Genomic DNA, 12,463 nt, shown 5'->3' with positions numbered 1-12,463 from the left:
CCGGCATGGTGACGGTTTGCAGGGCAGGGCCATGCGCCATGGCACCGGCAGCAGGGCAGCGGGGCCAGGGATGTGGCGGCTATTCTACGTTAGGCTTGTCTTCTGCCAGGGTGACCGGGGATACGCGCAGCTGGCCCTGACGCTCAATGGTGAGATTGAGTACTGTGCCTGGGGTGGTACGGGAGATGATGTCGATAAGCTCACGTACGTTGGAAATAGTCTTGTTGTCGACCTTGCGGATAATGTCGCCCAGCTCGATATCGGCCAGGGCAGCAGGGCCCATAGGGTCGATATAGCGTACGCGTACTCCTTTGACTGAGTTGTCTGCTACGCGGTCGTCGTTTTCATCGCTGATTCCCAGATAACCACGGATCACGCGGCCATGGAGCATGATTTCATTCATGACGCGCACTACCAGCGAAGCCGGGATGGCAAAGCTGATGCCGTAGGTGCCGTAGCGGCTGCTGTTAAACGAGGCGGTATTGATGCCTACCAGATCGCCATTGGTATTGACCAGGGCTCCGCCTGAGTTGCCGCTGTTGATAGGGGCGTCAGTCTGAATGAGATCCTGCAGGCCCTCTCGTATGTTCATCAGCTCTCTGGTCAGAAGACCCGATCCGGTACGGGCGGTTGCCGAAATGATGCCGTGGGTTACGGTAAGACCAAGATTGTTAGGGTTGCCTATAGCCAGCACCACATCACCTACATGAGGGACATAGCCTGGGTTGATATGAGCTGTTTTGAGATTGCGGGCTCTGATTTTGAGCAGGGCAATATCGGTACGGCGGTCAAAGCCCACGATAAAGGCCTGACGGAGCTTGCCGTCAGATGTCTGAGCCCAGACGGCGCTGTTAGGCTCATTAAGAGAGGTGATAACGTGGTAGTTGGTGACAATATAGCCATCAGAGCTCATGATGACGCCTGATGCTGAAGCAGTGATATGGCTGCTTTCAATGGCCATACCCGTATAGTCACTGTTAAGGCGGGAGACGTAGATGTTGACTACGCTTGGACTGGAGCGTGCTACAGCATAGGAATAGCTCTGGATTTCCTTGCTCGACGAGTAGATACGCTTGCCAAAATTTTCACCCAGCTGCGGGTAGAACTGCAAAATGACAAAGGCCGCCACCAGACCAATGGCGACAGGGAGAGCTGCCATGGTAAACCACGGTTTTTTATAGAACTTGGTTCTGTCAGGCATATGTCTTCCTGGTAGCTTGGTGAAAGGTATGCGGATCTGAGCGGTCAGCTGCAGGCAGCTGCCACAGGATAAAACTGCAGTGAGCAGGCCGGACATCGTATTCGGGCCATGCATGTTTATTTTATCAGCAAAGCCAGGGAAAAACTTTAGTACACATCGCACCCTGCTGACGAAAATTTAACCTCCGTCACGGCCTTGCCACGCCCGACAGCATGGCCGCTGCCATGCCCGGCCACATGGCCATGGCCGGTCCCTGACCAGGCCTTCCATACCGGCCATGCAGGCACGGCACAGCCCGGCCATCCTGTCCTGCCAGGCACAGCCGTCCGGCACGGACAGGCAGACGCGCCTGAGTGGCCAAAAAGCAAAGGGGGCCAGAGGCCCCCTTAGAGAAATATTGTTGTTGATAGAGTGATCAGAATTTGAAAGTATCCTGATTAGCGACGGATGGTCAGGTACAGAACGCTGCTGCCACGCTGGATACGTAAGGCAGTGGCGCCTGACTTGCTCTTGCTCATCTTGTTCTTGAGGTCGCTGAGATCCTTGACGTTGTCGCGGTTTACAGTGGTGATAACGTCACCCTCACGCAGACCTACGGCAAAGGCACGGGATCTTGGAGCTACAGCTGATACCAGCACACCGCCGCCGTCGTTATTGGTCAGGGTGGCGCCCTCGAGCACATCAGAGAGCTGACCTGCGTCGCTGCCGCTTAAGGTGTCCGGTTCGGTCAGGGTAGCGTTGACAGTGAGGTTCTTGCCGTCACGGAAGATACCGATCTTTGCATCAGCACCGGAACCGAGGGTTGCGATAATGGCACGTAACTCGCCAAAGGACTTGATCTTCTTGCCATTTATAGAGGTGATGATGTCACCTGGCTTGATGCCGGCCTTTTCAGCGGCGCCGCCTGGGGTAACCTCATTGACGAAGGCACCGGCCTTGCCCTTGTAGCCGAAGTTTTCAGCAAGGTCAGGGGTGAGCTCAGAACCGGCTACACCAAGGGTGCCACGGCGTACTTCACCAAATTCCTTTAACTGCTTGACCACGGTCTTGACCATGTCTACAGGAATGGCAAAGCCGATACCGATGTTGCCGCCGTTAGGACCGAGAATGGCGGTGTTGATACCGACCAGCTCGCCGCGCAGGTTGACCAGAGCACCACCGGAGTTACCGGAGTTAATGGCAGCATCAGTCTGGATGAAGTTTTCAATATTCTCGATGTTAAGACCGGTACGGCCCAGGGCTGAGATAATGCCCGATGTTACAGTCTGACCAAGGCCAAAAGGATTGCCGATAGCAACTACGAAGTCACCTACGTCCATCTGCTCGCGGCTGTTAAATGGCAGAGCAGTCAGATTGTCAAACTCCTTGAGCTTGAGCAGGGCAAGGTCGGTGTGAGGGTCAGAGCCAATCTTGGTGGCCTCATACTCACGGCCGTCAGACAGGGCGATACGAATGGAGGATGCGTCCTCAACCACGTGGTGATTGGTTACGATATAGCCTTCTTTGGCATCAATGATTACGCCGGAACCAAGGGCGCGGAACTCACGCTGACGGTTAGGCTGATTGAGCTGAGGGAACATGAAGCGGAACTCTTCAGGAATGTTGAAGAGCATGTTGTTGGAGACTTCCTTGGTGCCCTTTACGGAAATGTTGACCACAGCAGGGATTACGTTCTTGAGCATAGGAGCAAGGGTAGGCTCACCCTCGCTGTTCTGCATTGCCTGAATCAGCGGACGGGCATCAGCGGCCATGGCGCCGGATACAAAAGAAGAGGAGAAAATGGTAAGACCTGCCAGAGCGATGGCGGCGGCAGAACGCTTTAAATTCTTCATATAAGTAATCACCTTTGGTCGCTGGTGGTTTGTCCACAAATACTGAGGTTTTGAAGACTCCCGGCATCTGTCAGCCCCCGGGCTGACATTATCCCGGACCGCAGCTGCCAGGACTTCACCCCTGGTGGCTGTCAGCCCGGCTGGTCCCAAAAGACCATCCCTGTTATCCTGCCTGGTATCCATCAGCAAGGCCATGGGGGTCTGACAGGCTTTGCTGAGCTGGCCGGGGCAGATAAATGCGTGGGCCGGGTATTGAAATAAGAGCTGTGGTTGGTAGCCTTTGAGAGCAAGTTCAGTCAGAAATTCAGTTTGCCCAATTGGTCCCTGGGAGTACCCTCTAAGGCTACTAATCAGAGCTCTTTATTTTTCCCTGTACCTGAAGCGACTTGTGGTGCCTCCACGGTAAATTAAAAATAACTGTCTATCTGAAATATAAGCATGTGGCGCTGTACTCAGAGGCTGCCCGGGCTTAACCTCAGCTGCAGTCTGTGATGTAGAGCACAAATTCATATTAGTGTTCCATGCTTAGAAAACACTTAGCAAAATTTCCAATCTTGCTAAAAGTTACCTAATCAAGGCGCAAACACGCATAAACAGACCATTTTCACCAGGGGCAAAATGAAAATTTCTGCCAACAAACTCTCCCCTCTACTAAAAGAAAACTCATCTAGGCACCAGCGTCATGCCCCACGCCGCCACTCTCACCAGTAAATCACCACCCCCACGCTGACGCCCACACTGACGCACGCACTGACGCCAGGCTCCCGCCTGTGCTGACGCACGCGCCAACTCCCCAGCTCACGCACCCGGCCACCTCCCTGAGCTCACCGATTGCAGCGCCCAAAGCCATGCCAGGACCAGGCCACTGGATCCGCCAGGATCTTGCCCAAGAGCTTGAATAGAGCCACGGCCAGGACAGGTCAACTGGCCATGTCAGGGCAAGGTCCCGGAACACCATAACGCCAGGTGCGACGTCATATTCATAGCAGGGTCGTATCTAAGGCTACAGTTATTGGGGGATTTTCAGGGGCCATAGCAAGGCAGGCAAGAGCTGCAGCAGTCAAGAGCGGCAGCTGCTGCCCCCATGGGCGCAGGCCGTAAGGTGAGCCACTGCAGCTGCGGCTGAGGACGATGCATGGTTGTAGTCTGTGGGCCGGGGGAATTAGTACTTTTGGGGTGGGGCTGCGCCGTATGGAGGCAGGGGATGGCTTTTGTGGTGCAGGAATAAACCGCATAGAACATGCAGTTTGCTCTATATGTGCACTAAAAAAGGGAATTGACGGGGTAAAAAAACGGATATTCAGTCAAATAATCTGAAATTTGTGAGACCTGCATTTCAAGATTTGGTGCCCGGCTTGATATTTTGGCGGCCATAACTGAAAATTAGGCTGATTTTGCAGTTATCGACATATCTTCTCAGATAGCTGTCAGTCAGGCAAATCCTTTCTTTACAGGAGGGCATCCCCGTCTGGGAATGCTTCTGTTTTGTAAATGCGGGGCTTTTGCTGGCAAGGTGCAGGCTAAAGCTCAGGCTTTTGGCCGGGACGCTGTGGAACTTCTTTTATTCTTCAGAGGTGCTGCTGCAAACCTGAGCTTTAGCATGCATAACCAGGCGCTGCCTGATGCAGTGTCACATGCTGCCTGAGGTGACGCTTTATTGTGTCAGCCTTTATCTGGCAATTCACAGGTTTTTAAGTTTATGAAGTTCTCAACCAAGACCTTACTTGCTGCTGCCATGTCAGTCGTGTTCGCAGCCGGAACCATTGCTTCCGTAGCCAATGGTGCTCCAATGTCCCGCAAGCCACAGGACAATCTTTTCTACGCTACCTCCACCGAGCCATTAGGCCTGGACCCTGCTCTGGTAGATGACAATGACTCTGGCAACATCAACTGCAATCTGTATGAGTCCCTGTTAAAGTTCAAGGCCGACAACACCGAGATCGAGCCAAGTCTTGCTGAGAGCTGGACTATCAGCGATGATGGTCTGACCTATACCTTCAAGCTCCGTCAGGGCGTCAAGTTCCACGACGGCACCCCATTCAATGCTGAGGCTGTAAAGTTCAACATTGTCCGTCAGATGCCAGAGAACCTGGTTCCTAAGATGTCCTATGCTCCACTGGTATTTGGTGGCGTAGATACTGTTAAGGTTATCGATGACTACACCATCGAGATCAAGTTAAAGGAAAGCTCCACTCCATTCCTGCGCAACATGGCCATGTGCTTTGCCGCTCCAATCGTTTCTCCAACAGCTCTTAAGAAGCACAACAACAATGTTATGGAGAATCCAGTTGGTACCGGTCCTTACAAGCTGGTTGCCTGGGACAAGGGTCAGCAGCTGATTCTGACCACCAACGAAGACTACTGGGGCAAGAAGCCAGCTGTTCAGAACGTTATCTACAAGATTATGAAGGAAACTTCTGCCCGTGTAGTAGCTCTGAACAATGGCGAAGTTGACATCATCAACGGTATCGATGCCAACGTTATCGACCAGATCAAGCAGGGCGGCTCCAAGGTATTTGAGGCCGAGGGTAACAACGTAAACTACATGGTTTACAACTGCCGTGACGGTTACGTTACCGCTGACCGTGAGGTTCGTAAGGCTCTGGCTCAGGCTATCAACGTTCCTGAAATGGTAAAGTCCCTGTACAAGGGTTATGCTACCCACGCTCCATCATTCTTCCCAACCTTTATGGCCGGTTATGATCCTAAAGTAAAGGCTGTAGGCTTTGATCTCGAGGCTGCAAAGAAGACTCTGGCAGCCAAGGGTGTTAAGGAAATCCGTATCCTCACCTACTCCAATGCCCGTTACTACAACACTGTAGGCGGTCAGGTTCTGGCTGAGGCTGTTCAGGCTTACTTAAGCAAGGCCGGTGTTAAGGCCACCATCGATGTTTACGACTGGTCTACTTTCAAGAGCAAGCTCTTAACTGACAAGTGGGATCTCACCTTCGTCGGCTGGATCGGTGACAACGGTGATCCAGACAACTTCATCAACATCCTGGCTGCCGAAGACCCAATCTCCAACCAGGGCTTATGGCTGAACAAGGAATTCATCGAGATCATCAAGAAGGCTACCCACGTACCTGATGGTCCAGAGCGTGTTGCCTTGTACCAGAAGGCCGAGGCTATTCTTGCTGAGGACGTAGGTGTTCTGCCTATCTCCCACGCCAAGACCCTGGCTGCCTACCGTCCTGGCATCAACGGCAAGTTCACTCACCCAATCGGTCTTAACTTCTTCGACCAGGTCACCAAAGAAGTTAAGAAATAATGTAAAGCATCTTTGATGCGTAGTTAACGCAAAAAATCTTTACAAAGGCGCAAAGAAATTATTCATTTCTCCGTCGCCCGAAAGGGGCAGCCCACAGGCTGCCCCTTTCTTATGTCCGTCGCACAGCCACCAGGAGCCTGTTTTGACAAGCATCAATGCATCAAAGACGCGCCCTCAAATCCCCATCCAACGACCCCAGCCCCCTTATCCAGCGTGATCTAAAACCCGCAGCCAATGCGCTCCATCCCCACCAGGAGACGCGCTGGAGGCCAGACTGGCGACGTGATCTAAACCCACCAGGAAGCGCGCTCTAAAACCAGGGACAACACGTCCTTCCCATCCCGCACCATGGTCACCAAAACCCACCTGCAGCGCCACCACATCACAGTTAAGCCCTCCCCCTTACATGGCACCTGCAAGCCCATTTCTATGAGAGCCTGTCAGGCACAGCATATAACTATGCGAAGGGCCGCAGCACGAAGTTTCAATCATCACTGCACCTTATTCAGCCAGCCGCAATTGAGCACTCCTGGGCCAGTTTTCATAGCTGAATGCAGGCTTATCCTCACCATTACACTGTGTTCAACGCAGCTGTGCACAGCTCAAATAATCAGTGCTCAGCAAAAATTGCTTTGCCCGTCATAATCTCTGGCAACCTTACTTGCAGCATTCCGCGCGGCCGTATTGCTGTGTTATCAGCGGCCGTATTGCTGTGCTCCCCGCAGCCGCATCGCTGTGTTTTCCGCAGCTGCAGCAGGAATGTTATGAAGCCGCAAGACAGCCATGTGCTTTTAAGGACGCGTTCTAAAGCTTTTCATAAGAACTTTTCAGGAGCGGTAAATTGGCCGTGAGCAAACGGCTGTGCGCCTGATACAGCCGGTGCTGCAATGGCTTGAGCTGGGCGGCAGGGGCTGTGCAGCAGCTGCTCCGGCTGCCCGCCTTGCCAGCCTGGAGCAAATTAAGGGTAAGGGCGTGCGGCGGCGCGAGCCTGTGGTGGCTGAGGATGCGTGGTTCTGGTGGTGGGGGCGGCCAGGCGTGAGGCTGGTCGCTGTGAGCGGTTTTGCGGCGGTTTGACGGGGGTCAATGCCCGGCCGTTCCTGGCAGGGCCTGGCAAAATTATTTTGGGTTTATGGTGGGGCTGATCTTCATATTTCCGGAAAAATTATGGGAATGTAACAAGCTGTATTTTCCGGGATCTGGTACTTTTGGTGATAGAAATGAGTGAATGTCTATGGGGTAATTGCCGGGGTTTTGCACCGCTGCGGAGCGCACAGATGCGGGCTGAAAGTTGATCTGCAGCCCAGAAATAGAATAAATAGCCAGGAATATTAGACATTGATAAAAACCTGGCAAGGGGCCGGTCTAAAGACCGGGTTGGTTCCTGTAATTTCTGGCAGCAGGCAGCCAGTTTAACAGGGACATGCCAGGTTGCTGTCTGAAATTTGACATCTGGGAATTGCCAGGATCTTTGTCTGATTTATTTTCACAGATCCTGTCCTGATGGCCGCTGTGCCATAAAAATAACGGGTTTATTAGGAAATAATCACTTTTGAGCTGGAAGATCTTACAGAGCAAAGCCCATTTTCTTCATGTTTGGATACTGTCAAATTTGAGTTCCTGGCCGTAATAATTTAGAATGCCAGGTAAAAGTATCGTTTGCATGTAAAGCTTTTCATATTTAAAGAAAAAGCGACAGCAGCAGGCGCACAAAACAGTTTTCCTCTGGAATAAAGTACCTTTTGTATCCGGCGTGCAACCGGTTTTAGAGAAACTGTAATGACCAGGAGAGACGTTTGCAGTGGGGCAGTTCACTTTTTTATGCTCTTACGGTAAACGTACACTTCATGGCAGGACACGTGGCGGCAGTTGTGGTTTAAAATGTTTTGTAAACCATGGCGGCAGCTGCGGGAAGAGCGGCGCACTGTCCGCTGTCCAGACTGAGCTTGCCCTGCAGGGACAAGCCGGTAATGTGGTTCCAGTTAACTATCAATGTCATAACTGGCCAAGGCTCTGATGGCTGCACCTTATACAGCATGTGCATCTGCAGTGCCCTCTGGTTTTGATATTGTCCTGTTTACTGATGCTGCAGACAAAGGAAGCAGTTTTGGAGTATTTCCATAAATCAGGAGTATTTAGCTGCTGCATGCTGGCTGCCTTTATATAATATATAAGGCGGCGGGGATAACAGTCTTTGTGTGTAAGGCATTATTCAGGACTGACGCAATTATTCTGTTTGCATGGCATGACAGCCCTGCGGCACCGCGCCTGCGGCACAACGCCTGCGGCGTTCTGCCCGTGGCATCGGGCCTGCGACATGAATGTCCTGCGTGGCGGACACGCCAGTGAGCTCAGGCTTCTGGATCTCGAGTACTGAGACTGGCGGTATACGCTGACATGCGGCATATGCTGACATGCGTTACAAAACAGGCAGCGTCCTTACAACTGTATTCATATTATTCTCTGGCACCTTTTACAGACAGCCATACCTGAAAGTGGCGTATCTGAGCATCTTCACAGGTCCGGTCTTCCTCATAACAGGCGGTTGCAGCCGCCCACAGTTATATCCTCACCTGATCATCTTTTCACTTCGGTTTTCAGACTCTTAATCAAATGCGCTCTACGAACTGCTTTGTGATGCAGTTTCGTCGCTGAGGCAATGGCAGCCCACCCAAGGATTAATTGATGGCAACTCTGTCCCATATTCCTGTACTGCTCAATGAGTGTATGGATGGATTAAACATCCAGGCTGATGGCGTCTATATTGACGGCACCTTCGGCCGGGGCGGACATTCACGCAAAATCCTCAGTCATCTGGGCCCTGAGGGCCGTCTTATCGGCCTTGACCGTGATCTCACTGCTGTTGAGGCTGGTCACGAGCTTGAGAAAGAAGACAGCCGCTTTACCATTGTCCACACTCCTTTTTCCCGGCTGGCACAGGTCTGTGAGGATCTTGATCTGGTCGGACGTGTAAACGGTATCCTGCTTGATATTGGCGTCTCTTCGCCTCAGCTTGATGATGCCTCCCGTGGTTTTTCCTTTGATCGCGACGGTCCGCTTGATATGCGTATGGACCAGAGTGCTGCCAAATCTGCCCGTACTGTAGTTGCCGAATATGAGGCCAGAGAACTGGCCCGCATCTTCAAGGTATATGGAGAGGAGCGTTTTGCCTCTCAGGTAGCAAGAGCCATTGTGCGCCGCCGCGAAAGTGAACCATTTACCACCACCCGTGACCTTGCAGCTGTGATAGCCGCATCCATTCCTGGCAAGCCAGGCCCAAAACATAAGGCCACCCGCTGCTTCCAGGCCCTGCGTATCGAGGTCAACGGAGAGCTCGATGAGCTCAATAGCGCGCTTGAATCTGCTGTAAGCGTGCTTGCTCCTCAGGGACGGCTGTGTGTCATCTCCTTCCACTCCCTTGAGGATCGCATAGTAAAGAATTTCTTCAGAGAGAGCAGCCGGGGACGGCAAATCCCGTCAGTTGTTCCTCTGACCAGTGAGGAGCTGGACAGAATAAGGCGGGAAACTGCCACCCTGGATCTTGTTGGCGGAGCCATACGTGCATCAGATGATGAGCTTGAAGCCAATGTCCGTTCCCGCAGCGCTACGTTGCGTGTTGCCCAGCGTCTTGGCACCGGAGAGTAAGTATGTTCAGCTTTACTCCTAAAAATCGTAATAACGACAGCCTGGATAACAGCGAAATGTTAAGTTCGCTGGGATCAAGTGTCGACAGCGAGCAGCTCAATACTGCCTTTATGCAGCTGGCTGCTGATCCTGAAGACAGCCCCCGCCAGCCAGGATCCGGTGTGACCAGCCTCCCTGCGTCCCTTACCGGTCCGGCGCTCAATATCAGTTCCTTTGCCCCGTCAGGCGACACCCATCTGGCTAATCCAGCCGCTGCTGCTGCCGCTGCAGGCGCCATGCTGGCCGAGCGTCCGGGGTCCATGGCTGCCATGGCCGCCATGTACTCACCTGAGGTCATGGTCGCTCTGAGCGCCAACGCTGACGAGGCACGCCGCGCCCTCATGGGCATGAATTCCATGTCCGACCTGGACATAAGTCCATCCGGGCTCATGGGCACCATGCCTGGCATGGACGCCATCGCAGGCATGGACGCCATGGGCCGCAACGAGCCACCATCACTGATTGCCCCACAGCGCTCAGCTCAGGCTCTGAGTTTTAACGAGGCTGATGCCGACTCTCTGCCAGGCGCAGCCGTGATGAAAGAGGCTGACAGCGCTCTTGCCGATCCTGTTGATGATGACGATGACCTTCTGACTGGTGCCGACTCTGATTATAAAAAGGGCAGCAGCTCCGATCCTGATGGCGGTTTCTCCCTTGAGGTTGAGCACCTTAAGGCCGGTGACGGCACCGGTCCTGAGCGTGTCATTCTTGATGAGGAAAGTGCCCGCCTTGAGGCCATGTCACAAAAGCGCACCAGCGCCCAGGTAAATGACATTATTGCCCTGAAAGAGGAGAAGAAGTCCCTTGGTTCACTGAGCCTGGTGCGTCAGAACCTCAATCTCATTGATGTCAGAAAGGATGAGGACAATATCCTTGCTGATGAGGATGAGGAGCTGGGCAAGATTGAAGCTGAGGACTTTATTACCGGCAATGTGACCGTACTGTCACACAATCTCATGACCGGTACTGACAATGCAGCCGTGGTCTCAGGTGCCGTCATGGACGAAGATCCTGACAGTGAGAACAGGGATGGCAAGTCTGTTACCAGCGTGGAGCTGACCTCAGGCTTCCAGCGCTTTAGCAGCACCCTGAGCGTGGGCCACAAGGTCAGGAAGAGCAAGGACGATCGTCTCCTGCCGGTACTGCTGCGCGACTTTGGTGTGAACTGGCTGACCTACGGCCTTGCCATTACAGTATGTGTACTGTGTCTGCTCAAGGTCTATCAGGTTCAGGACACCCGCTACCTGACCGCCAAGCTCAACGAGGTCTCGCTTTCCAATGCTGACCTTGAAAAGCAGTGGCTCAATCTGGTGGCCTCCCGTCAGAACCTTTCAGAGCACTCCAAGATTCGCACCTTTGCCAGCGACACCCTCAAGATGGTGTCCCCAAAGACCGAAAACGAGCAGGTAATCTCCCTGCATAAATAAGCACAGGCCGCCTCCGGGCGGCCCTGTTCATTCTGCCACCCCAAAAAAGCCACCACCCACACTCAAAACAGCCACCCGGCTCCAGCTCAGCCCGGTCACGTGCCCAGCGCTGCGCGGATCCAGCTCAGCAAGGCCGCAGTCCCGCACCGCACAAACGCGGCCAAAAGCATTCACATGATTCTGCACCGGCCGCCCGGCCAGTCTATGCAATGCCCCGCCTCTGCCAGCAAGGGGCTCCTGACTACCTCCAGACACTTACATCCGGCAGGTCGGCTCTGCCCCCAGGGCAGCTTCACCATGCCGCACAATCCCGGCATCATCGGACCAGCCATGTGCACCCATGCAGTGCAGGCCTGATCCTTCAAGCCGGTCAGCGCGCTATGGCATCTGCACAGCTCATCCAGACCTGACCACGAACCAGTTTGAATCTCAACATCAACCTCAACTTCAAGCCTGGTATCAGGATCAAATCCATAATCATGGACGCATGCTCTCTGACTTCTGTTCAGTGCGCAGCCAAAATGCCCGGCAGCAAGAATGCCCATTACCAGCAGGATAACCTGTACGTTATGGAAAGTAACAAGGTAACAACAGGACAGATGCTGTGACAGGGGATTTTATGCTGTCTGCTGCATGAGTAACAGGGGCAAGGTCGGAGCAGGGGCAGGGGGCATAGCGCATAACATGCGGCCTGTTTTCTGGACAGGGCCCGGCCGTACAGGACATACGTCGCATAGCTGTTGTCCCGTGAGGTTTTGCGCAGCGTGGTGTCGGCTGGTGCCTGTTGCATGCCCGCTGGCAGGGCCGCTTGCATTGCTGCTGCCAGGTGCTTGCCGCCAGGAGACAGTAAGCAGCGCATGGCCCCCAGGTGCGAGTGAGCTTTTTATCCTGAGGCTGAGCCGGGTTGATTGGCTATTACAAGCGCTGCACACTCGTGCTGTCACCTCATGGCCAGGCCGCAGCGGCCGTGTGCGGCAATCCAGCCGTGCAGGGCATGGGCAGCTGGTGGCTGAGGCCTGCCAATCTGGTCGTGGGGGCGTCTGGGGTGTGGGGG

At 53.6% G+C, this 12,463-nt stretch carries 6 protein-coding genes; 4 read left to right on the top strand and 2 right to left on the bottom strand.

Annotation, left to right across the window (positions count from 1 at the left end; translation table 11 throughout):
• Positions 1 to 79: 79 nt before the first annotated feature.
• Positions 80 to 1,201 carry a trypsin-like peptidase domain-containing protein gene (locus tag MXE39_RS10785; protein ID WP_246978663.1) on the bottom strand — a complete coding sequence of 374 codons (1,122 nt, stop codon included), beginning with the start codon at positions 1,199 to 1,201 and terminating at the stop codon, positions 80 to 82.
• A gap of 437 nt (positions 1,202 to 1,638) precedes the next feature.
• A complete protein-coding gene (locus tag MXE39_RS10780; protein WP_246978662.1) occupies positions 1,639 to 3,033 on the bottom strand; it encodes a DegQ family serine endoprotease in 1,395 nt (464 codons plus the stop codon).
• A 1,699-nt stretch (positions 3,034 to 4,732) separates the two neighbouring features.
• Between MXE39_RS10780 and MXE39_RS10775 the strand changes: the two genes are divergently transcribed.
• The 4 genes from MXE39_RS10775 to MXE39_RS10760 all read left to right on the top strand — a co-directional run bounded on the left by MXE39_RS10775 (position 4,733) and on the right by MXE39_RS10760 (position 12,017).
• Complete coding sequence (locus MXE39_RS10775) at positions 4,733 to 6,301, top strand: ABC transporter substrate-binding protein (protein WP_246978661.1); 1,569 nt, start codon at positions 4,733 to 4,735, stop codon at positions 6,299 to 6,301.
• Positions 6,302 to 8,983: 2,682 nt separating this feature from the next.
• Positions 8,984 to 9,943, top strand: a complete 960-nt coding sequence (rsmH, locus tag MXE39_RS10770) for a 16S rRNA (cytosine(1402)-N(4))-methyltransferase RsmH (protein ID WP_246978660.1) — start codon at positions 8,984 to 8,986, stop codon at positions 9,941 to 9,943.
• Between the two features lie 2 nt (positions 9,944 to 9,945).
• Complete coding sequence (locus tag MXE39_RS10765; protein ID WP_246978659.1) at positions 9,946 to 11,409, top strand: cell division protein FtsL; 1,464 nt, start codon at positions 9,946 to 9,948, stop codon at positions 11,407 to 11,409.
• Between the two features lie 422 nt (positions 11,410 to 11,831).
• Positions 11,832 to 12,017, top strand: coding sequence for a hypothetical protein (locus tag MXE39_RS10760; RefSeq protein WP_246978658.1), 186 nt, complete (start codon positions 11,832 to 11,834; stop codon positions 12,015 to 12,017).
• Positions 12,018 to 12,463: the final 446 nt, after the last annotated feature.

The organism is Anaerobiospirillum sp. NML120511, assembly GCF_023050955.1.
Lineage (GTDB): Bacteria > Pseudomonadota > Gammaproteobacteria > Enterobacterales > Succinivibrionaceae > Anaerobiospirillum.
This window is presented reverse-complemented; position numbering and strand designations above follow the sequence as displayed.